The following is a 22114-nucleotide window of genomic DNA, read 5'->3' as shown; positions in this document are numbered from 1 at the left end:
CCGCTCAGCCCCTCGACAACCGGAAGATTCGCAGGTCCTCAGGGACACCGTTGAGTGGCGCCGCGAAGAAGCTGCGGCGATACGGCTTGGCCGCCAAGCCCAGCTCCGCCAGCGTCTCCGGCCGCAGCCCCTGGAGCGTGGCCTCCGACAGCATGGTGTTGCCGTTGCCGCCCGCCTCCATGACCCGGGCCGCGATGGTGACGTCCACCCCGAGCCAGTCGCCCCCGATCTCACGCGGGGAACCGGTGTGCAAACCGATCCGCATCTGCGGGGTATAGCCGCGCACCTGCACGTCGGCCAGGTTGCGCTTGGCGGTCACGGCGGCGCGCACCGCCCGGTCGGCCGAGGGGAACACCGCCATGACCCCGTCGCCCATGCGCTTGACCACGTGGCCGCCCCGCTCGGCGATCGGCGGCTCGATGGCCTTGGCCACCTTGCGCAGCAGTTCCAGGGTGGCCTCGTCACCGGCCGACAGCGACCAGCGCGAGAAGGCCACCAGATCGGTGAACATGACAGTTACTTCTTGGCTACCTTTACCGCGTCCCATCCGCTCCAGGGCGGCCTGCCAGACCTGCAAGGCGCCGAAGCCGATCTCCCGCGCGGCGCTCGGTGCGTCGCCGACCAGTTTGTCCGCCGCGCGCGCGACCGCTCGCGCCCCGCCGGGCCCGGAAACCGACAGCGGGTCGCCGAAAGCGGGATCACCCGGCAGCTGCTGCCGCGCCTTGCGCAGCACGCCGATCAGGTCCGCCCGCTGATTCGCCGCGTTCACCAGCGCGGATATCTGGGCACGCCGTAACCCGCCGGAACGGCGGGGAGCATCGCCCGGATCGGACGGCTCCAACGGAATGACCACCTCGGGCGGTACCCCTCCCTCGGCCTCCGGCCCCGACCCCGGCTCGGCGCCGCCGGAAGGTGTTTCATGCACGCCCCGAGGGTATCTCAGCCGATCCGACGTCGGCAGGTTACCGATCATCACCATGTGCCACCTCCGCTGCGAACCTCAGCGAGCACACCGTCGGGCCCGGCATTGGATAACGAGCTGGTTGCCGCACCGAGGCTACTCGGGCGAGAAGGAGTCTCGGAACCGGCAAGCGGCATAGTTTCCTCGATGTTCACACGCACGATCGGCCCGGCGCGAGGGTTCGCACCGGGCCGATCAGGGCACCGTCCGCCGGGCAGTGACGGGCGGTGGGGGGAGCGCCGGACCTCCCGACAAGGTCGGCGCACCGTCAACCCGAGTGGCGAGGGAAGGCGACTCGGGTCGTCAAGGGAGCTCGTCTCAAGCGTCGCGCTGGTTCACCACGACCAGCGACGCGCCGAAGACGATCGCGACGAAGACGGTGAAGTAGAGCAGGCTGCCCCAGGGTCCCCAGTGCCAGTTGGCCGTGGACGGGGAGGCGCTCATGAAATGGTTCGCGTTCGCGAACGGCAGGAACGGGGTGACATTGCGCCCGAAGCTGCCGAACGCACCGAGCAATCCCTCGATGAGCAGCGGCCACAGCACGATCAGCGAGATCGCGGCGGCGGATTGCCGCACCAGCACGCCGACGCCGACCGCGAGGACGACGCACAGGAACGCGTAGATCGGGATGGAGTAGACCTCGCGCCAGTCGGCCGCGCTGGACAGCGTGAGCGCCGCACCCGCGTCCGGCCCGCTGATCGCTTTCGCCACCACGTAGGCGACGAACGCCAAGGCGATGGTCAGCAGCGCGCCGTACACGCTGACCAGCCCGGCCTTGGTCAGGATGACCTTGGCCCGGTGCGGCGTCGCCTGGAACGTCGTCCGGATGATGCCGAAGCGGTATTCGCTGGTCACGGTCAGGGTGGCCATGATCATCAGGACCATCACGCCGAAACCGCTGATCCCGGCCACCGCGGTGGAGACCGTCAGGTCGATCGCGCCTTCCGTGCCGTAGGACGCGCGCGCCACCGAGGCGAGCAAGGCGGCCATGCCCAGCGCGAGGGCGACGACGATCGCCGAGCACCACCAGGGCGACCTGGTCGAGGTGAGCTTGATTCGTTCCGCTGCCAGCACGCCCATCAGAGCGCACCTCCCATCACCTGATCGAAGCCTTCGCCGTGGTACTCCACCGCGCCGCCGGTCATCCGCATGAACGCCTCTTCCAGCGACGCGCGCTGCGGGGCCAGCTCGAACAGCGTGATGCTGTTCTCGCCCGCGAGCTTGCCCACCGCGTCACTGGAGACGCCCGCCACCATGAGCGCGGGGCCGTCGGCACTCGCGCCGTCCTCCCTGACGGTCATGCCGTTGGAGGTGAGCACGCTGCGCAGCTGGTCGAGCTGCGGGCTGCGCACCCGGACCGTCTGCTCCGAGGCGCGTTCGATGAACTCCTGGGTGGTGGAATCCGAGATCAGCTTGCCGCGCCCGATCACAACCAGGTGCTCGGCGGTCTGCGCCATCTCCGACAGCAGATGACTGGAGACCAGCACCGTGCGGCCCTCGGCGGCCAGCCGCTGCATGAAGCGGCGGATCCACAGGATGCCCTCCGGATCGAGGCCGTTCACCGGTTCGTCGAACAGCAGCACCTCCGGGTCGCCCAGCAGCGCGCCGGCCAGGCCGAGCCGCTGCGACATGCCGAGCGAGAAGCCGCCCGCCGACTTGCCCGCAACCTCGGACAGGCCGACCAGCCGCAGCACCTCCTCCACCCGGGACTTGGCGATGTCGTTGGAGGCGGCCATCCACTCCAGATGAGCCCGCGCCGACCGGTTCGGATGCACCCACTTGGCGTCCAGCAGCGCCCCGACGGTGCGCAGCGGATGGTCCAGCTCGTGGTACGGCCTGCCTTTGATCAAGGCGGTGCCCGCGGTGGGCTTGTCCAAGCCGAGGATCATGCGCATGGTGGTCGATTTACCCGCGCCGTTCGGTCCGAGGAACCCCGTTACCTGCCCGGGGCGAACGGTGAAGGTCAGATCCTGCACCGCTACGGTCTGCCCGTAGTGCTTGGTGAGGCCTTTCAGCTCGATCATGCCGCCCAGCATTCCGCAAATCGCGGGCGCGCGCGTCGGTAATTAGTGCCGAGTTGGATCATCCTCGAGGATGAGGACAGGAAACAGGATCCCTTAAGGGTCGAGGCCGAAGTCGCAACGGCCGAGTAGTTCGGCGGCGACGCGCAGCAGCGGAGCGATGTAACCGGGGATCGCACTCGGATCGCGCAGCGCCGCCGATATTCGGAGCGGCAGGATCACAGGCGTTTACACCGCGAGGGCGAACACGGCGGCGAGCGCGGCGGCCGCGTCGAGTAGGGCGCGAGATCGAGCCGCGATGCTCGCGTCCCGGGCCGCCAGCGCCGCCTCGACATCATCGGATCGGTGGCCGCGCGGCAGGTCGGACATCAAGGTCTTCAGCGTGTCGACGCGGTATCCCGCTCTGCGGAGCTGATGGACGATCCGGGCATCCCGGACCTGGGTGGGAGAGTACTGCCGCGTGCGCTGCGTGGTCGCGCGATCCGGGACGACGAGTCCCTCCGCGTCCCAATGCCGCAGTGTCGACGGGCGCACGCCCAGCGCGGCGGCGAGTTCGGCAACGCTCATCGCATCGGAGGGGCGCACGTCGGCGATCGGCTCGGCGGAGATCACCTCCGCCGCCCGCTTGGCGAGTGCCAGATCGGTGCGTTCCCGGTCCAGCCGGGCATGTGCCGCGTCGAGCAGAGCCAGTACCTGAGGTACCGGTCCCTCGTGGACGGCGCGAACGATGCGCTTGGCCTCGACGGGGCCGACGCCCGCCGCCAGCGCTCGATAGGCGAGTGCGGAACGCACATGCACCTCGCCGTACCTGCGGTAGCCGGTCGCGGTGCGTATCGCCGTCGGCAGCACACCGTCGCGTTCGAGGTTGCGGATCTGCTGCACGGAATACCCGACCCGCAGCGCCACATCGGCCGTGCGCATCGTGGAGTTGCGACTTGTCACGCCATTTACCATGCGTCTCCTGCTCGAAGTCTCCACAAGCACCTTAATGAAACGCTGGAATACGTGACCATCGACGAGATCATCGGCTTTGTCTCCACCCTCGACGGAGTCCTCACCCTCAGCCCCGGCCCCGGCGACGGCTCACCGGAGATCAGCTGGGGCGATACCTTCTTCTACTACTCACCGGACGGGGTGATACCGAAGGCGACCCAGCCCTTCGCGACGATCGTGACGAAGAACTATCCCGGCGACGAAAGTTCGGACTTGGACCGCCCAGATGCGTTCCGCGTCAACATCGCCGCCGGAAAAGAAGCCTTCACCCACTGGACCGGCCACACTCCCCGCGAACGATCCACCCCCGACAATCCGAGCGCAACCGATACGGTGATCCCCCACCCGGTCTACGCATCCGCCGCCTGGCTGGCAGTCATCAACCCCGGCCCCCGAACCACCGCCCCCACCCGCACCCTCCTCCGCACCGCCCACGACCTCGCCCGCTCCCGCCACGAGCGCCGCTGAGGCGCCGCGAGTGGCACATGGTTGCGGCGAAGTGCGAGAACATCTTCGACCATGTGCCACTCGCGGGAATGGTTGACATGGAGCGCGCTCCAGCACCTAGCGTCGGGGCCGACGAATTCGAGTGCAGGAGGTAGCAGCATGAACGAGGTTCCGACCCGGCAGCTCGGTGGGCTGACGGTTTCCGCGCAGGGCCTGGGGTGCATGGGTATGAGTCACGGCTACGGCGCCGCGGACGACGAGCAGTCGATCGCGACGCTGCACCATGCCCTCGACGTGGGGGTCACCTTGTTGGACACCGCCGACTTCTACGGCGCGGGGCACAACGAGGAGCTGATCGGACGGGCCGTCGCAGGGCGGCGAGACGAGGTGGTGCTCGCCACGAAATTCGGCTTCGCCAACCGCTTGGGCGAGCCCACTCATATCCGTGGCGACGCGGCCTACGTACGACAGGCATGCGAGGCATCGCTGCGCAGGCTGGGCGTCGACCACATCGACCTCTACTACCTGCACCGGGTGGACCCGCAGGTGCCGATCGAGGAGACCGTCGGCGCGATGGCCGAACTGGTACAGGCCGGGAAGGTCCGGCACCTCGGGCTGTCGGAGGCGGGCGCGGACACCATTCGCCGCGCACACGCGGTGCACCCGATCGCCGCGTTGCAGAGCGAGTGGTCATTGTGGACGCGTGATCTGGAGGCGGAGATTCTCCCGGTCTGCCGTGAACTCGGCATCGGCCTGGTCCCCTTCTCGCCGCTCGGGCGCGGATTCCTGACCGGACGGTACAACTCGGTGGAAGGCCTGGCGGACAACGACGTGCGGCGCAGCCAGCCTCGCTTCGCCGACGGCAACCTCGAACGGAACCTGGCGATCGTCGCCGAGCTGAACGAGCTGGCCGCGGCGAAAGGTGTCACCGCGGGCCAGCTCGCGTTGGCCTGGGTGCAGCACCGGGGCGAGGACGTGGTGCCGATTCCCGGCACCCGACGGCAGCGGTACCTGGAGGAGAACCTCGCAGCGCTGACCATCGAACTGTCCGTCGACGACATCGCCGCCATCGAGGCCGCCGCCCCGCCGGAGCAAGTGGCGGGCGACCGCTACGACGCGACGAACCTCACCTTCGTCAACGGCTGAGGCCCGAACCCAGCGCGCCCGGACTCGCCCCACCGAGTGATGGCAGGCACCTGCTCGACCCGCTTCCGTCAACGGCTGGATCCGGGGACGACTGGGCCGCCATAGTTCGCCGACGGAGTGAGGGCCGAGCACGCGATTCCGAAAGCCGTCATCGACGTCCCGAGCCTCTGGACTCGAGCCCGACGCCTCACAGCCCCGGGGACGATGCCTGGGCCCAGAAGCGCTTCGGGATGCGCCCGGCCAAGCGCGCGGTGTATCCGGCGCGCACCGCGTCCGCCATCGCCGCGGCCATCAACTCGGGGCGCTTCGCCCTGGTGACGGCGGTGGCCAGCAACACCGCGGAGCAGCCGAGTTCCATGGCGAGGGCGGCGTCGCTCGCGGTGCCGATGCCCGCGTCGAGGATGACCGGCACCTTCGCGTCGGCGACGATCATCTCGATGTTGTGCGGGTTGCCGATGCCGAGGCCGGTGCCGATGGGCGCGCCCAGCGGCATCACCGCCACGCAACCCGTCTCCTCCAGACGGCGAGCCAGGACCGGGTCGTCGTTGGTGTAGGGCAACACGACGAAGCCGTCGTCGACGAGTTGTTCCGCGGCGGTGAGCAGTTCGACGGGGTCCGGCAGCAGGGTGCGCTCGTCGGCGACCACCTCGAGTTTCACCCAGTTGGTGTCAAGCGCCTCACGCGCCAGCTGCGCGGTGAGCACCGCCTCGGCCGCGGTGCGACAGCCCGCCGTGTTCGGCAGCGGCGCGATGTCCAGACGTTTCAGCAGGTCGAGCACACCAGTGCCGCCCGCGGCGTCGATGCGCCGCATGGCCACGGTGGTCAACTCGGTGCCGGAGGCGATCAGCGCTTCCTCCAGCACGGCGAGGTTCTCCGCGCCGCCGGTGCCCATGATCAGGCGGGAACCGAACTCCCGGTCCGCGATCCGCAGCGGGGCGTCGGCCCGCGCGGATGCCGTCGCAGCCTCAGCCACCTTGAACCGCCGTCAGCACCTCGATCTGCCAGCCGCGCCCGACCGGTTCGTCCCAGCGCGACTTGGGGAACACGGCTCCGTCCACCGCGAGCGCGACACCCCGGCACGGCAGTCCGAGGCGCTCCAGCAACTCGCGCACGGTGAGCGGCTCGGCGAACTCGTGCTCGTCGCCGTTCACCGTGACACCGATGGGGACGGATGACAGCGTCATCGAATTCCTCCTACAGTCGTCGAAAAGCGTTGCGGGTCGGCTACTTCCGCTTCGGGCAGCATTGCCCCGCCGAGCAGGCTCGCCACCGCGTCCACCGTGAGCGGCAGGGTCAGCATGCCGTTGCGGCCGTGCCCGGTGGCCGCGACGATGCGGTCGGTGAGCCGGCCGATCAGCGGCAGGTTGTCCGGGCTGCCCGGCCGGGAACCGGCGCTCGCTTCGGCGAGTTCGTATTCGCCGATGCCGGGGAAGACCGCCTCCGCGTCGGCGATCAGGTCGCGGACGCCGGCGACGGTGACCGCGGTGTCGAAACCCGCCTCGTACTGCGTGGCGCCGACGACGATTCCGTCGGCGCGCGGCACCAGGTAGACCGCGCGCCCGTGCACTCTGGCTCGGATCACCCGGCGCGGCGCGGGCGCGACGCCGGGCCGTTGCCGCAGGCGCAGGATCTCGCCCTTCACCGGGCGAACCGGCAGCTCCGGCCACAATGCCGCCGACGCGGCTCCCGCGGCGAGCACGACTTGGTCGTGCGGAAGTTCCGTCAGCGAGTCTACGGACTCGGCGCGCACCACGACGCCGGCCGCCTCGGCGGCTCGCCGCAGCGCGGCGACCAGCTTGCGGTTGTCGATCGCGGGTTCTGCGGATGCGAGCAGCGCGGCGCGCACCGTCCTGGCCAGGCCGGGTTCCCGCTCACGCACTCCAGCGCGGTCCAGCAGGCGCAGCTCGTGCCCGCGTCCGCCGACCCAATCGGCCACCGTGCGCAGGTCGGCCACGTCGGCCGCGTCCAGCGCGACGGTCATGGTCTCGTCCGCCACGAAAACCGAGACGCCGGTCGCGTCCGCCAGCCGGGCGGCGAATTCCGGCCAGCGGGCCAGCGACGCTGCGCCGAATTCGAGCACCCGATCCTCGCCGGGCCAGCCTTCCGACAGCGGTGCGAGCATGCCCCCGGCCACCCAGGAGGCCCCGGTGGCGACAGCCGGATCGAACAGGGTGGCCGACCAACCGGCCTCGGCGGCCCGCCAGGCCACGGCGAGCCCCACGGCGCCGCCACCGACGACGGCCAGAGTCCGCATCCGATCCACCTGCCTCCTGTTTCGCATCCCACGGTAGCGCGGCTACGGTCGAAGGCGTGCAACCCTCCCACCCCAATCGACCCGCCTCGCCGCGGGAGCGTCTGACGAACGCGCGGCTGTACCTGTGCACCGACGCTCGCCGGGAGAAGGGCGATCTGGCCAAGTTCGCCGAGGCCGCGTTCGCAGGCGGAGTCGACATCATCCAGCTCAGGGACAAAGGATCACCGGGCGAGGCCGAGTTCGGCCCGCTGGAGGCCAGGGCCGAGCTCGGCGCGCTGGCCGAGCTGAAGGCCGCCGCGCGCAGGCACGGCGGGCTGGTCGCGGTGAACGACCGCGCCGACATCGCCCTCGCCGCCACCGCCGACGTGCTGCACCTCGGCCAAGGCGACCTGCCGCCCTGGTACGCGCGCCGAATCCTCGGGCCCGACGTGGTGATCGGACGATCCACGCACAATCGCGCGCAGGCCGGGCTCGCCGCGATCGATGAGCACATCGATTACTTCTGCACCGGCCCCATCTGGGCGACCCCGACCAAACCCGGCAGGCAGGCGGCGGGCCCCGAACTGGTTCGCTCCACCGCGGACGCCCATCCCACCCGGCCCTGGTTCGCGATCGGCGGGATCAACGCCGAGAACCTGGCGCAGGTGCTGGAAGCCGGGGCGAAGCGGGTCGTCGTGGTGCGCGCGATCACCGAGGCACGCGATCCGGAAGCCGCGGCGCGTGAGCTGAAAACGGCGCTACTGGCGAACGCGTGAGCGCCGCGGTCAGGAAAGCACCTGTCCGCGGGTGAACGAAAGCGCGGTCTCCACCGCCGTGTTCCCGTTCGACGCGGGCTCCGCGGCCTGCACGCCCGGCTCGTCGACGATCCTGGCGTAGTCGCCCGGACCGGCCGGATCCGAATGCAGCCAAACGAAACCGAGGTCGGCGAGGTCGAGCGTGCGCGGCAGGGCGGCGGCGACGGCTCGATCGTCGCCGAGTTCGGCGAGCAGCACCCGCGCCGGTGCGGCGCGCAGAGTGGGCCAGGACGCGGCGAAACCGGGATGCAGCGGGCGGGCGTCGACGTCGTCCTCGGGAACCCAGGCCAATTCGGTGCTCTCGCGGTTGCCGGTGGTCGGCAGCGTCATCACCGCGTCGGCGACGACCGTGGTGTAGGTCCAGCCGCTCAGGGCCGACGCTGTCACCCGCTCGCCGCGCACCCGGACGTCGGCCGGGTCGATGCCCGCCTCTTCCCACGCCTCGCGGACCGCCGCGTGCACGGGCGTCTCGTGACTGTCCCGCGCGCCGCCGGGCAACGCCCAGGTCCCGCCTTGATGACTCCACGGCGCGCGGTGTTGCAGCAGCACCGCCGAACCGCCATCGGCCAGCGGAGCGCGCAGCAGCAGTCCGGCGGCGCCGAAGCGCCCCCAGTGCCGCAATCCGTCCGGGCCACGCGACCAACCGTCACCGTCACCACGCATGTCGTACCCATCCTCGTCCAGCCGCGGGCAGCGCCTCACCGCCGTCTCCTCCCAATCGGGGGTGTTTCACACGCCGCGGCGCCCGTACGACCACAATAAACTCCGCACCAACACGCACGGATCGATCGGATATCCGGTCCAGCCGTCGAGAAATCCGCGTACGCGGCCCAAACTGGGGAGGTGGACATGGCTAGCTCCGAGCCGACGACGGCCGAACTCCGGCCGTCGTCCGCGCCCGAGCCCGCCGGTCGGGACGATCCGGGCGGCCTGAGCGTCGCGGTGGTGCGCGAACGTCTCGACCTGACCAATCTGCGTTCGTTCGCCAATTCCTCACCGGGACGGCTGATCGCGCTCGGGCTGCTGCTCATCGGGTTGTGCCTGGCCGCGGGCTCGATGACCGCCGCGACGGTCGGTGACCGACAGCAGGGCCTGGATGTGTTGCTGCGCGACACCGAACCGGACGCGCATTCCGCGCTCCGGCTCTACACTTCGCTGTCGATCGCCGACGCAGCGGCGAGCACCGCCTTCATCTCCGGCGGGCTGGAGCCGCAGGCGGTGCGGGATCGCTACACGCAGGCACTGGGCGAAGCGTCGGCGGAATTGGTCACCCAATCCGACGCGGCGGCCGATCCGGATGCGCGGCTGCGCACCGGCATAGTCACCGGCCTGCCGGTGTACTCCGGTCTGGTGGAAACCGCACGGACGAACAATCGCAGCGGATATCCGGTCGGCGCCGCGTATTTGAGCGAGGCCTCCAACCAGATGCAGACGACGCTGCTACCTATGGCCGAGGAACTGCACAATCATCGCTCGGCGGCGGTGACCGCCGCGCAGCGCAACCACGTGCGCCCGCCGTGGTCCGCGATCGGCCTGCTGCTGCTCACCCTCGGCGTGCTGGTCTGGGTCCAGCGCGATCTGGCGCGACGCTGGCGGCGGGTGCTCAACCCGGGACTGGTGCTCGCGTCGGCGGCCATGCTGATCCTGCTCGCGTGGACGGTGATCGCGGGCTCGGTGTCGGCGGCGGCGATGATCAGCGCTCGCGACGACGGCGCGGTGCCCTCCTCCCGGTTGACCGAGAGCCGCATCCTGGTGCAGCAGGCCCGCGCCGCGGAGACCTTGAAATTGGTGCGCCGCGACGCGACCGGCGACTACGACCGCACCTACGACGCGGACATCGAACGGCTGGCCGATCTGATCGGCAAGTATCCCGGCTCCGCGCCCGCGGCGAACGAGATGCGCAATGCCGTGCCTGCCCTGGCGCGCTGGCGAGTGGCGCACCAGCGCATGAACGACGCGCTGGCGAAGGGCGATTTCAACAGCGCGGCCGTGGTGGCGACCGGACCCGGCTCGGCGGACGTCACCGTGCAGGTGGAGGCGCTGGACCGTTCGCTGGAGCAAGGCATCGCCGCCACCAGGGACACGCTGCGCGACAGGATCTCCCATGCGGCCCGCACCCTGGACTTCCTGGGCGCGGGCGCGATGGTGCTCGGCATACTGGCGGCAGGCTATGTCGGACTGGGCATCTGGCCCCGGCTTCGGGAGTACCGATGAGATCCGCGCGCGGCATTCTGGTGGCCACCCTCGTCGTAGTGACGCTGGCGAGCGGCTGTGCGAGCGATTCCGGCGCGCCGGTGTCGGGCAAGACGCCGAAGTACACCGATCCCCCGTTGCCTGCCAAGGCCGTTCCGGTGCTCACCGATTCGCCGGTCCCGCCGTCGCCGGGCACGTCGCGGTGCGGAGACCCGACCGCGAGCCTGCGTCCGACCGGAGCGGGCGCTGCCGCGCGCGGCGCGGCGATCGACGCGATCCGGGCGCGCGGCAGGCTGCTCGTCGGATTGGACACCGGCAGCAATCTGTTCAGCTACCGTGACCCGATCTCCGGCGCCATCGTCGGTTTCGACGCCGACATCGCCAGGGAAGTGGCCCGCGATCTGCTCGGCAGCCCGGATCTGATCGAGTTCCGCAGCCTCGGCTCCGCCGAGCGGGAGACGGCGTTGCAGAACCGCACCGTCGACCTGGTCGCCAAGACCATGACGATCAACTGCGAGCGCCGCGAGAAGGTCACGTTCTCCACCGTCTATCTGCGCGCCAACCAGCGGGTGCTCGCGGTGAAGAACTCCGGGATCCGCAGCCTGGCCGATCTGGCGGGCCGGCGGGTGTGCATCGTCTCGGGCACCACGTCGCTGGAGCACATGCGCCGCGACCAGCCCGCCGCGACCATCCTCACCGTGCCGAGCTGGGCCGACTGTCTGGTCGTGCTGCAACAGCGCCAGGTCGACGCGGTGAGCACCGACGACGCCGTGCTCGCAGGCCTGGCCGCGCAGGACCCGTACACCGAGCTGGTCGGCGGCAGCATCAGCGAGGAGCCGTACGGCATCGGCATCACCAAGGGCAACGACGACCTGGTCCGCTTCGTCAACGGCACACTGGAACGCATCCGCAACGACGGCACCTGGGTCGGGCTTTACCAGAAATATCTCACCGTTCTCGGCCCCGTACCCGCTCCACCCGCCCCTACGTATCAGGACTGACGGGTCGATGAGCACACGGCAGGTCCCCGAGCCCGACCCGGACGAGAACGCCGCGGTAGGGCCCGGCCCGGCCGCTGTGTTCGAGGGTGGATCCAGCGCGGCCGGGCGGCAGCAGAACGCGGCGGCGGCGAAACCGTCGCGTGGAGACCACGCGGACCCGCGACAACTGGGGGCACACGCCACGGGAACGGGGCGGCGCGCGGGTGTGGGCGAGCCGGAAACGGTTGCGGCCGAAGAAATCGAGCACACCACGTATACGCCGATCGGTCGTGCGGCGACCTCGTTCGGCCCAGTCGCGTTGAACCGCGTCGAGGACATTGATCCCCCCGATGAGGCGCAGACCCCACGGAACCCTGCCGTGCGCGACGCCGAGGAATCGGCCTCGTCCACCGACGACACACCGGACCGCACCGGTGCGGAGCGACATGGGCCGCCCACGCGGGACAACCCACCGGACACGGAACGCGAACCATTGCCCGCGGATGCGGAACAGTCGGCGGAAGAGGCGGATTCGGACGCGACCCGATTGAACCGCCCGGAAACGGCATCGAGCACGGCCGCGTGGCTACGCGACCCCGCCGAAAGGCAAGAGACACCGGAACCGGGCGGAACCCAGGGCACGGCGGCGTACGCGGCGACATCGGATCAGACGCGACGCACGGATTCCGAACCCGCGTCGGCTCCGCAGCGCACCTCCGGACGCAGCGTGCGCACCGCGCGCACCCGGCCTGCGGTGCGGCGGCTCGGCGCCGGGCTGGTGCCTATCCCGACGGTGACGCCCGCGGATCCCCGCGACGCCGTGCTCACCAACGCGGTCGTCTCCGAAGGCAGGCGATTCTGCTGGCGCTGCGGCAAACCGGTCGGCCGGGCGACGGCGACCCGGCCCGCGACCACGGCGGGCACCTGCGCGACCTGCGAGGCGCCCTTCGACTTCCGTCCTACGCTGTACCCGGGCGACATGGTGGCGGGACAGTACGAGATCCAGGGCTGCATCGCGCACGGCGGACTCGGCTGGATCTATCTGGCGATCGATCGCAATGTCAGCGACCGCTGGGTCGTGCTGAAGGGCCTGCTGCACGCCGGTGACGCCGAAGCGCAGGCGGTCGCCATGGCCGAACGCCAATTCCTCGCCGAGGTGGCGCACCCCAGCATCGTCAAGATCTACAACTTCGTCGAGCACACCGGCGCGGACGGCACACCCGTCGGCTACATCGTCATGGAGTACGTCGGCGGCCGGTCGCTGCGCGACATCCTCGACTCCTACGAACGCCCGAAGCGCATGCCGGTCACCGAGGCGATCGCCTACCTGCTCGAGATCCTGCCCGCGCTGGACTACCTGCACTCGACCGGCCTGACCTACAACGACCTCAAGCCCGACAACGTGATGGTCACCGACGACCAGGTCAAACTGATCGATCTCGGGGCCGTCGCCACCATCGAAGCGTACGGAAACCTTTACGGCACCAGAGGGTTCCAGGCGCCGGAGATCGCGCGTACGGGCCCGACCGTCGCCTCCGACGTCTACACCGTGGGGCGCACGCTGGCCGTGCTCACCTTGAACATGCCTTCGGAGCACGGACGGTACCTCGACGGCCTGCCCGACCCAGCCGACCAGCCGGTGCTGGCTCGCTACCAGTGTTTCCATCGTCTGCTGCTGTGCGCCACCGACCCGGACCCGCAACGCCGCTTTCCCTCCGCCCGTGCGATGTCCGCCCAGATGTCGGGCGTGCTGCGGGAGATCCTCGCGCTGGAGACCGAGACCGAACACCCGCAGTTGTCCACCGTCTTCACGCCGCCGCGGTCCAGTTTCGGCACCGAGGAATTGATCAGTCAAACCGACGCCTACACCGACGGCCGCCCCCGCAGCAGCCTGCTCGACGCCCCCGATGTGGTGGCGGCGTTGCCGATTCCGCTGCTGGATCCGGCCGACCCGGCCGCGCCCCTGCTCTCGGCAGCCGTGCATCCCGAGCCCGCCCACGCGCTGGAGGCGCTGCGGCACGCACGTGAGCGAGCCGAAGCCGATCCCGGCAACGCCCCGGAGACGCTCGAGCTGGAACTCACCCTCGCCGAGGCGCGCGTGCGGCTCGATCTGCGCGAGTCCGCCACGGTGCTTGACTTGCTGGCGCGGCTGCCCGAACGGGAGTGGCGGGTGAGCTGGTTTCGGGGCATGGCCGAATTGCTCGACCGGGAGTACGAGCGCGCCTTCACCGACTTCGACGAGGTCTTCCGGGTGCTCCCCGGCGAACTCGCCCCCCAGCTGGCGCTCGCCGCAACGGCCGAACTCGTACTCCAGCATTGGGATTCGCCGGATCCCGAACAGTGGCGCAGCTATGCCGAGCAGGCTTACGAGACCGTCTGGCGCACCGACCGCACCGTGGTGAGCGCCGCCTTCGGGCTGGCCAGGCAGCTGGCGGCGGACGAGCGGGTGGCCGAGGCCGTGCAGGCGCTGGACGCCGTGCCCGCCGCGTCACGGCATTTCACCACCGCGCGGATGACGGCGGTGCTGCTGATGCTCACCGCCGCGCCGATAGCCGATCTCGACGAGGCCACCCTGCACATCTCGGCGTCTCGGATGCTGAGCCTGCCCGCGGGCGAGAGTCGCGCGGTGCAGATGCGGGTGCTGGTGCTCGGCGCGGCCCTCGCGTGGCTCCAGGCGGGCAACACGCCGAAGCGTCCCGATGCCACACTGTTCGGCGCGCCGTTCACCGAACGCGAACTCCGCGCGGGCGCCGAGACGGGCCTGCGCTCGCTGGCTCGTGGAGCGCCCAACCGCAGGCATCGCTACGCGCTCGTCGACCTGGCCAACCTCATTCGCGCGAAGACCTGGATCTAGCCGTCGACCACGTGCCGCGCGGCGCGGGCGATGGCCAGTTCCTCGTTGGTCGGCACCACGAGCACCGCGACCGGTGCGCCGGGCGGGGAGATACGCCGCGCGGCACGGTTTTCCGCGGTGTTGGCCGCGGGATCCACCTCGATGCCGAACGCGCCGAGACCGGCCAGGGCGTCGGCCCGCACCTGTGGGCTGTTCTCGCCGACTCCTCCGGTGAAGGTGATCGCGTCGACGCCGCCCAGGTCGATCAGGTACGCGCCGAGGTAGCGCCGCAGCCGATGGATGTACACGTCGTAGGCCAGCCGCGCGGCCTCGTCCCCGCCGTCGATGAGACGGCGCAGTTCGCGGAAGTCGTTCACGCCGGACAGGCCCTTGATCCCGGAATCCCGGTTGAGCAGCGTGTCGATCGCATCGATGTCCAGGTGCGCCGACCGCGCCAGATGCGCCACGATGCCGGGATCGAGATCACCGGACCTGGTGCCCATCACCAGGCCTTCCAGCGGCGTGAGGCCCATGCTGGTATCGATCGGACGACCGCCACGGATGGCCGACGCCGACGCGCCGTTGCCGAGGTGGAAGACGATCTGGTTCAGCTCGGCGGGGTCACGCCCGAGGAAGTCGGCCGCGCAGCCGGACACGTATTCGTGCGAGGTGCCGTGGAAGCCGTACTTCCGAATGCCATGCGCGGCCGCTACTTTGGCGTCGATGGCGTAGGTCTTCGCGGCGGCGGGCAAGCCGTGGAAGAAAGCCGTGTCGAACACCGCGACCTGCGGCACGCCCGGCAACAGCGCCCGCGCGCTCTCGATCCCGGCGACGTTGGCCGGATTGTGCAGCGGCGCCAGCGCGGCTAGTTCGCTGATCGCGGCCACCACGTCGTCGTCGATCAGGGTGGGCCGGTAGAACACCTCGCCGCCGTGCACCACCCGGTGCCCGACCGCCCGCACGCCTTCGCGTACCAAGTCGTGGCCCGTCGCGGCGAACGTGTCGAAGATCAGTCGCAGCCCGGCGGCGTGGTCGGCGATCCGCTCGCGGCGCTCGGTGGTCGAGCCGTCGGCGCGATGCTCGATCCCACCTTCGTCCTCGCCGATCCGCTCGACCACGCCCGAGGCCGCGACCACGCCCGAATCCGGGTCCACCAGCTGGTATTTGATGGACGAGGAGCCGGAATTGATCACCAGCACCATGCCCTCGGCCGTCTTGCTCATCACGCCTCCCGTGTCCCGCGGTCGCGTCGCACTCGCTCGGCAACCACGATCACCACGCGCTTGTTCCGCGACGCGCCCGCGCCGCGACGGCGAACGCACCCATCAGCTGTCCTGCGCCTGGATGGCGGTGATCGCCACGGTGTTGACGATGTCGGCCACCAGCGCGCCGCGCGACAGGTCGTTGACCGGCTTGCGCAGACCTTGCAGCACCGGGCCGATCGCGATCGCGCCCGCGCTGCGCTGCACCGCCTTGTAGGTGTTGTTGCCGGTATTGAGGTCGGGAAACACGAACACCGTGGCGCGCCCGGCGACTTCCGAATCGGGCAGCTTGGCGTCGGCGACGGTCGGTTCGATCGCGGCGTCGTATTGGATCGGCCCCTCCACCGGCAACTTCGGTGCGCGCTCGCGCGCCAGCTTCGTCGCGACGCGCACCTTGTCCACGTCCGCCCCGCTACCGGATTCGCCGGTGGAGTACGACAGCATCGCGACCCGGGGCTCGATGCCGAAGCGGTCGGCGGTCGCCGCGGACGAGATCGCGATATCGGCCAGCTGCTCCGCGGTCGGATCCGGCACGACCGCGCAATCGCCGTACGCGAGCACCCGGTCGGCCAGGCACATCAGGAACACGCTGGAGACGGTGGAGACGCCTTCCACCGTTTTGATGATCTCCAGCGACGGGCGGATGGTGTGCGCCGTGGTGTGCGCCGCGCCGGAGACCATGCCGTCGGCGATCCCCTTGTACACCATCATGGTGCCGAAATACGAGATGTCGGCGACGGTTTCGCGGGCGCGCTCCAGCGTGATGCCCTTGTGTTTGCGCAGTTCGGCGTATTCGGCGGCGAACTCGTCCAGGTAGCCGGAGTTGCGTGGGTCGAGCACCTGCGCGGCGGAGATGTCCACCCCGAGTTCGGCGGCGCGGGCGCGCACCGCCGTCTCGTCGCCGAGGATGACCAGATCGGCGATCTTGCGCTGCAACACCCGTCCGGCCGCGCGCAGGATACGGTCGTCGTCGCCCTCCGGCAGCACGATGCGTTTGCGATCGGCTCGCGCGCGCTCGATGAGCTGGTATTCGAACATCTGCGGCGTGACCACCGGACTGTGCGGAACGTCGATGCGCCGCAACAGCTCCGCGGCGTCCACGTGTTCCTCCATCAGAGCCAGAGCGGTGTTCACCTTGCGTGGGTTGCCCGCGGACATGCGGCCGCGGCTGCGGTACGCGGCGCCCGCCGTGTCGTAGGTGCCGAGCTCGGTGGTGAGGATCGGCAACTTGGGTTTCAGGCCGGTCATGAGCCGCGCCACCGCGGGATGCGGCAGCAGGCCGCCGTTCATGATGATGCCCGACAGCGACGGAAAGCCCTCGGCCTCGTGCGCGTTCACGACGCTCAGCAGTACGTCGGACCGATCGCCCGGCGCGATCACCACCACGCCCTCGGTCAGCCGTTCCAGGATGTGCTCGGCGGTCATGCCGCCGACCATGACCTTCAGCGCCTCGCGGTGCAGCAATTCCGGGTCACCGCTGTACATCTCGCCGTCGATGGCGGCGCACAGCTCGGCCATGGTGGGGGCGATCAGCAAGGGGACCTCGGGCAGTGTCCAGGACGGGACGTCGAACCCGCCGAGCGCCGCGCTCACCTCGTCCAGCCGATGCGGGTCGCAGCGATTGGCGATGATGGCGACCAGCTGCGCGTGCTCGTGCGCCAGCTCCGACGCGCACAGTTCGGCCAGCTGCTTCACCTCGTCCGGAGTGCGCCCGGCGCCGCGGACCACCAGTAACACGGGTGCGCCCAGATTGACCGCGATCCTGGCGTTGAAGCGCAACTCGCTGGGGCTGGCCACGTCGGTGTAGTCGCTGCCGACCACCACCACCGCGTCGCACGCTTTGGCGACCTCGTGGAAGCGCAGCACGATCTCGCTGATCGCCGCGTCCGGATCGGCGTGCACCTGCTCGTAGGTGGTGCCGATCGCCTGCGCGTAGTCGATGTCCGCCGTGCTGTGCTCGAGCAGCAGTTCGAGGATGTAGTCGGGTTCGGTGGTCGAGCGTGTGATCGGCCGGAACACCCCGACCCGCGCGGTCGTCGCGCACAGCGTCTGCAGTACCCCGAGGGCCACCGTCGACTTACCGGTGTCGCCTTCGGGAGAGGCGATGTACACGGCGGATGGAGCGTTGTCGGCCATGTCCCAGAGCTTAGTGAACCAGCGGCAACCGGAACCCGCCGCGCGACGATCGTCACCCACCGGGGCCTGCTCGGCGAGGTTCGATACGTGCTGGCGCGAAGCCGCCGAAGCCGATATCCCGGGCCGCTATAGTCCGGGCATGGCTGAGCAATTTCCGGACCGGCAGTGGGGTTCGCGGACCAACCTATTCGCTCGCGCGGCAAGCAGATTCGCGGCCACCAAGCCCGGCTCCCGACTCGTCCGGGCCCTCACGCCACTGGACCGGGCGGTCCTGGAGCGCACCCATGCCAAGTACACCGTGCTCGGCCCGATCGGCGCGCCGGTCATCCTGCTGACGACGATCGGACGCAAGTCCGGCCAACCGCGCACCCAGCCGTTGCTGTACGTGCACGACGGCGACACGCTCTACGTGATCGGCAGCAACTTCGGCCAGGCGCACCACCCGGCCTGGACCGCGAACCTCCTGGCCCACCCCACCGCGACGGTGGCGATCGCGGGCGAACGCATCCGGGTAACCGCCACCCCCGTCGAGACTCCCGACAAAGACGCGATCTTCCAACGCTTCGTCGACATCACCGGCGCCTACGCCGCCTACCGCTCCCGCACCACCCGCGACCTGCGCATCTTCGCCCTCCGCCGGGCGTGACTTCGCGAGTGGCACACCAGTGCGGCATCGGCCGAGAAGACCTATCCGTGGTGTGCCACTCGTGGACGGTCAGGCCAGAGCGCGGAGGCGGGGGGCCAGGTCGCGCTGGAAGAGGTCGAGGAAGCGGCGCTGGTCGTGGCCGGGGGCGTGGAAGACCAGGTGGTTGAGGCCCGCGTCGATGTAGGGCTTGATCTGGGCGACAGCCTCGTCGGGGTCGCTGGCGACGATCCAGCGCTTGGCGATCTGCTCGATGGGCAGCGCGTCGGCGGCGGCCTCCATCTCGATCGGGTCGGTGATGCTGTGCTTCTGCTCCGGGGTGAGCGACAGCGGAGCCCAGAACCGGGTGTTCTCCCTGGCCAGTTCCGGATCGGTGTCGTAGGAGAGCTTGATCTCGATCATCCGATCGATGTCGTCGACGCTGCGGCCGGTCTTCGCCGCGCCCTCCGCGACGGCGGGCATCAACTTCTCGGTGTAGAGGTCCATCCCCTTGCCCGAGGTGCAGATGAAGCCATCGCCCGCGCGTCCGGCGTACCGCGCGACCAGGGGGCCGCCCGCGGCGACGTAGATCGGGACACCGCCCTTGGGCACGTCGTAGATGGAGGCGCCGACGGTCTTGTAGTACTCGCCGTCGAAGTCGACGCGGTCGCCGGTCCACAGGGCGCGCATCAGGTCGACCGCCTCGCGCAGGCGCGCGAAACGCTCCTTGAACTCCGGCCATTCGCCGGTGTAGCCGGTGGCGATCTCGTTGAGCGCCTCACCGGTGCCGACACCGAGCATCACGCGATCGGGGTACAGGCAACTCATGGTGGCGAATGCCTGCGCGATCACCGCTGGGTTGTAGCGGAACGTCGGGGTGAGCACCGACGTGCCGAGCTGGATGCGCTGGGTGCGCTCACCGACCGCGGCCAGCCAGGCCAGCGAGAAGGGCGCGTGTCCGCCCTTGTGCCGCCAGGGCTGGAAATGGTCGCTCACGGTGGCGCTGTCCAAGCCGTGTTGCTCGGCCAGCACCGCGATCTCGACGAGTTCACGGGGACCGAACTGCTCCGCCGATGCCTTGTATCCGAGCTTGAGTCCGCTCATCTGCACGCTCCTCGCGTTTCGTTTCGCCGCCATCGCGATCCGTCATCGACAGTAGTCAACGCTGCCGCCCTCCGCGCCGACGGCCCGACGCGGATGATCTTCACAGCGGAGAACACCGCGGCGGGGGCGAAATGTTTCTGCGGTGGCCGCCGCGGGGCGATAGCGGATAATGGCCCGCGTGAGCGCAGACGACGAGCCGATCCTGTCCTACTTGACCGATATGGACGGCGTGCTGGTGCACGAGGACCATCTCATTCCGGGCGCCGACAAGTTCCTCGCCGAACTGCGCGCCAACGAGACACCGTTCCTGGTGTTGACGAACAATTCGATCCGCACGCCGCGCGATCTGCAGGCGCGACTGCGGCACACCGGGCTCGACATCCCGGAAGAAGCGATCTGGACCTCCGCGCTGGCCACCGCCACCTTCCTGAACGAACAGCGACCCAACGGCACCGCTTACGTGGTGGGCGAATCCGGCCTCACCACCGCACTGCACGAGATCGGCTACGTGCTGACCGACAGCGACCCGGACTACGTCGTCCTCGGCGAGACCCGCACGTACTCTTTCGAGGCCATCACCACCGCGATCCGGCTGGTCGAGCGAGGCGCCCGTTTCATCGCGACCAACCCCGACCCGACCGGCCCGTCCCGCGATGGCTCGCTGCCCGCGACCGGCTCGGTGGCCGCGCTGATCACCCGCGCCACCGGACGCGACCCGTACTACGTCGGCAAGCCGAACCCGCTGATGATGCGCTCCGCGCTGCGCCGCATCGGCGCACATTCTCAGTCGACGGTGATGATCGGCGACCGGATGGACACGGACGTGATCTCCGGCCTGGAAGCGGGCATGCGCACGATCCTGGTCACCTCGGGCATCTCCACCCGCGCGTCCTTCGAGGCCTACCCCTACCGCCCCACGATGGTGGTGGACTCCGTCGCCGATCTGATCGGGAAGACCGAGTCGCCGTTCGCCGACTGAGCGACACGTCCGGGCCTGCGACGAACACGCCGCCGCCGCCTGGGTCTCGGAAGCCCGCCGGGGACCAGGCACTCGGCGATCCGACAACAGCCGCTGCCCAGAGGCTCGGCGCGCGAAAAGCTTTCCGCGACCCGCACTTCCGCCTACGACGACGTACGCTGCGGTCGAACGCGATCGTCGTTGGTTGGCGCGGCTAGGGAGTGTTTCGAAGTGGGGAGGGCGGGCTGTTGGGCCCCGTCCTCACCCGTGTCGCAGCCACTGATTGATCGCAGCGATATGGATCGTCGCCAGGTAGCGGACAGCGAGCTTGTCGTAGCGTGTGGCCACCGCCCGATGCTGTTTGAGCTGGTTGATGCCACGTTCGACAGCGTTACGGTCGCGGTAGACGACCGGATCGAACACCGGCGGCCTGCCACCGGCCGAGCCGCGGTTGCGGCGATGGCCGGCCTGGTCGGCTGGAATCGGGATCGTCACCCGGATCCCGTGCCGACGCAGCCATTCCCGATTTCCTCGACTGGAATACGCCTTGTCGGCCAGCACCCGAACCGGTCGTGATCGTGGCCGGCCACCACCAGTCTTGGGCACCTCGATGCCGTCGAGGACCGCCGTGAACTGGGGACTGTCACCGGCCTGGCCCGGGGTGATCAGCAGCGACAGCACCCGGCAGCCCTGTTCGCAAGCCAGATGCAACTTCGTCGACCATCCGCCCCGCGACCGGCCAAGCCCGTGATCGTCGGGTTCGCGGACCACCCCTCCGGGCGGCTCGGCCTGCCCGTCACCATCGCGGCGAGCCCCGGCGGCATGCTGGTGGGCCCGCAGAATCGTCGAGTCCACGCTCACCTGCCACACGATCCGGTTTGCCGCGTCGGCGAACGCCTGCAGCAACTTCAGGATCAACACCCACACTCCGGCGCGCTGCCAGCGCCGGAACAGCCCATACACCGCCAGCCACGACCCATACACCGCCGGGACGTCACGCCACGGTGATCCGACTCGGGTCCGCCACCGGATCCCATCGATGAGCTGCCGTTTCGTCCACTGAGGCGGTCGTCCCGCCTTCTTGTTCCGGGGCAGCAACGGCTCCAACCGGGCCCACTGGGCATCGGTCAGGTCCGCGCGCCCCGCCACCACCGCTACGCTGGCCACGAGGTCTCCGGTATTCAAGGTTCTTCTTCGACAGCTGAACCAACTACCGGAGACCTCACCTACATGCCAACGCGGACAACAGATGCCGCTGAACACGTTGATGGGGTGGGGGCGGGGGGGGGGGGGCCCCCCCCCCCCCCCCCCCAAAAAACCCCCCCCCCCCCCCCCGGGGGGGGGCGGGTTTGCCAGGGTTGGACGGTGAGGGGCGCCCCAAATCACGGGTGGTGGGGGGGGGGGAGTATA

General features: G+C 69.7%; 21 protein-coding genes. 8 read left to right on the top strand and 13 right to left on the bottom strand.

From position 1 onward, the window contains the following. Positions 1-4 precede the first annotated feature (4 nt). The 5 genes from ACIHAX_RS23265 to ACIHAX_RS23245 all read right to left on the bottom strand — a co-directional run bounded on the left by ACIHAX_RS23265 (position 5) and on the right by ACIHAX_RS23245 (position 3903). Positions 5-925 carry an adenylate/guanylate cyclase domain-containing protein gene (locus tag ACIHAX_RS23265; protein WP_397279509.1) on the bottom strand — a complete coding sequence of 307 codons (921 nt, stop codon included), beginning with the start codon at positions 923-925 and terminating at the stop codon, positions 5-7. 354 nt (positions 926-1279) lie between these two features. Then, the gene (locus ACIHAX_RS23260; RefSeq protein ID WP_355071593.1) at positions 1280-2041 is read right to left on the bottom strand and encodes an ABC transporter permease; all 762 of its coding nucleotides are present in this window, start codon (positions 2039-2041) and stop codon (positions 1280-1282) included. Continuing rightward, on the bottom strand, positions 2041-2985 hold the full coding sequence (locus ACIHAX_RS23255) for an ATP-binding cassette domain-containing protein (protein ID WP_364424617.1): 945 nt from the start codon (positions 2983-2985) through the stop codon (positions 2041-2043). Before ACIHAX_RS23255 ends, ACIHAX_RS23260 begins: the two co-directional genes overlap by 1 nt. Before the next feature lie 93 nt (positions 2986-3078). Continuing rightward, positions 3079-3204 carry a hypothetical protein gene (locus tag ACIHAX_RS23250; protein WP_397279507.1) on the bottom strand — a complete coding sequence of 42 codons (126 nt, stop codon included), beginning with the start codon at positions 3202-3204 and terminating at the stop codon, positions 3079-3081. A gap of 6 nt (positions 3205-3210) precedes the next feature. Continuing rightward, a complete protein-coding gene (locus tag ACIHAX_RS23245; RefSeq protein WP_397279685.1) occupies positions 3211-3903 on the bottom strand; it encodes a MerR family transcriptional regulator in 693 nt (230 codons plus the stop codon). An 84-nt stretch (positions 3904-3987) separates the two neighbouring features. Here ACIHAX_RS23245 and ACIHAX_RS23240 point away from each other — a divergent pair, with 84 nt between their 5' ends. Further along, complete coding sequence (locus ACIHAX_RS23240) at positions 3988-4443, top strand: DUF6194 family protein (protein ID WP_397279505.1); 456 nt, start codon at positions 3988-3990, stop codon at positions 4441-4443. A 138-nt stretch (positions 4444-4581) separates the two neighbouring features. After that, a complete protein-coding gene (locus tag ACIHAX_RS23235; RefSeq protein ID WP_397279503.1) occupies positions 4582-5568 on the top strand; it encodes an aldo/keto reductase in 987 nt (328 codons plus the stop codon). 187 nt (positions 5569-5755) lie between these two features. Here ACIHAX_RS23235 and ACIHAX_RS23230 read toward each other — a convergent pair whose 3' ends face one another. The 3 genes from ACIHAX_RS23230 to thiO are packed head-to-tail and all read right to left on the bottom strand — an operon-like array spanning position 5756 to position 7822. Beyond that, entirely contained in the window at positions 5756-6541 is a 786-nt protein-coding gene (locus ACIHAX_RS23230; protein ID WP_355071586.1) for a thiazole synthase, read from the bottom strand. Then, a complete protein-coding gene (thiS, locus tag ACIHAX_RS23225; RefSeq protein WP_355071584.1) occupies positions 6534-6752 on the bottom strand; it encodes a sulfur carrier protein ThiS in 219 nt (72 codons plus the stop codon). Before thiS ends, ACIHAX_RS23230 begins: the two co-directional genes overlap by 8 nt. Next, positions 6749-7822, bottom strand: a complete 1074-nt coding sequence (thiO, locus tag ACIHAX_RS23220) for a glycine oxidase ThiO (protein WP_397279501.1) — start codon at positions 7820-7822, stop codon at positions 6749-6751. The genes thiS and thiO overlap by 4 nt, the downstream gene beginning before the upstream one ends. 56 nt (positions 7823-7878) lie before the next feature. On the opposite strand from thiO, the gene thiE reads away from it, so the two are divergent. Next, positions 7879-8577, top strand: a complete 699-nt coding sequence (gene thiE, locus ACIHAX_RS23215) for a thiamine phosphate synthase (protein ID WP_355071580.1) — start codon at positions 7879-7881, stop codon at positions 8575-8577. Positions 8578-8586: 9 nt separating this feature from the next. On the opposite strand, the gene ACIHAX_RS23210 is transcribed toward thiE, so the two are convergent. Beyond that, positions 8587-9279, bottom strand: a complete 693-nt coding sequence (locus ACIHAX_RS23210; RefSeq protein WP_356963475.1) for an NUDIX hydrolase — start codon at positions 9277-9279, stop codon at positions 8587-8589. Positions 9280-9465: 186 nt separating this feature from the next. Between ACIHAX_RS23210 and ACIHAX_RS23205 the strand changes: the two genes are divergently transcribed. The 3 genes from ACIHAX_RS23205 to ACIHAX_RS23195 are packed head-to-tail and all read left to right on the top strand — an operon-like array spanning position 9466 to position 14643. Then, on the top strand, positions 9466-10830 hold the full coding sequence (locus ACIHAX_RS23205; RefSeq protein ID WP_355071578.1) for a hypothetical protein: 1365 nt from the start codon (positions 9466-9468) through the stop codon (positions 10828-10830). Further along, the gene (locus ACIHAX_RS23200; protein ID WP_397279499.1) at positions 10827-11810 is read left to right on the top strand and encodes a glutamate ABC transporter substrate-binding protein; all 984 of its coding nucleotides are present in this window, start codon (positions 10827-10829) and stop codon (positions 11808-11810) included. Before ACIHAX_RS23205 ends, ACIHAX_RS23200 begins: the two co-directional genes overlap by 4 nt. 7 nt (positions 11811-11817) lie before the next feature. Then, positions 11818-14643 carry a tetratricopeptide repeat protein gene (locus tag ACIHAX_RS23195; RefSeq protein WP_397279497.1) on the top strand — a complete coding sequence of 942 codons (2826 nt, stop codon included), beginning with the start codon at positions 11818-11820 and terminating at the stop codon, positions 14641-14643. Here ACIHAX_RS23195 and ACIHAX_RS23190 read toward each other — a convergent pair. Then, positions 14640-15845, bottom strand: a complete 1206-nt coding sequence (locus tag ACIHAX_RS23190; RefSeq protein WP_356962812.1) for an acetate kinase — start codon at positions 15843-15845, stop codon at positions 14640-14642. The genes ACIHAX_RS23195 and ACIHAX_RS23190 overlap by 4 nt on opposite strands. Positions 15846-15947: 102 nt before the next feature. Next, positions 15948-18020, bottom strand: coding sequence for a phosphate acetyltransferase (gene pta / locus ACIHAX_RS23185; protein WP_397279495.1), 2073 nt, complete (start codon positions 18018-18020; stop codon positions 15948-15950). A 139-nt stretch (positions 18021-18159) separates the two neighbouring features. Here pta and ACIHAX_RS23180 point away from each other — a divergent pair, with 139 nt between their 5' ends. Further along, positions 18160-18666 (top strand): nitroreductase family deazaflavin-dependent oxidoreductase, encoded by a 507-nt coding sequence (locus ACIHAX_RS23180; protein ID WP_397279493.1) that lies wholly within the window; start codon positions 18160-18162, stop codon positions 18664-18666. Positions 18667-18735: 69 nt separating this feature from the next. Here ACIHAX_RS23180 and fgd read toward each other — a convergent pair whose 3' ends face one another. Further along, the gene (gene fgd, locus ACIHAX_RS23175; protein WP_355071568.1) at positions 18736-19746 is read right to left on the bottom strand and encodes a glucose-6-phosphate dehydrogenase (coenzyme-F420); all 1011 of its coding nucleotides are present in this window, start codon (positions 19744-19746) and stop codon (positions 18736-18738) included. A 220-nt stretch (positions 19747-19966) separates the two neighbouring features. On the opposite strand from fgd, the gene ACIHAX_RS23170 reads away from it, so the two are divergent. Continuing rightward, positions 19967-20725: an HAD-IIA family hydrolase gene (locus tag ACIHAX_RS23170; protein ID WP_355072115.1), complete on the top strand. Its 759-nt coding sequence runs from the start codon at positions 19967-19969 to the stop codon at positions 20723-20725. Between the two features lie 240 nt (positions 20726-20965). Here ACIHAX_RS23170 and ACIHAX_RS23165 read toward each other — a convergent pair whose 3' ends face one another. Further along, positions 20966-21871, bottom strand: a complete 906-nt coding sequence (locus tag ACIHAX_RS23165) for an IS5 family transposase (RefSeq protein WP_397279491.1) — start codon at positions 21869-21871, stop codon at positions 20966-20968. Positions 21872-22114: the final 243 nt, after the last annotated feature.

The organism is Nocardia sp. NPDC051929, assembly GCF_044548645.1.
Classification (GTDB): Bacteria; Actinomycetota; Actinomycetes; order Mycobacteriales; family Mycobacteriaceae; genus Nocardia; species Nocardia sichangensis.
This window is presented reverse-complemented; position numbering and strand designations above follow the sequence as displayed.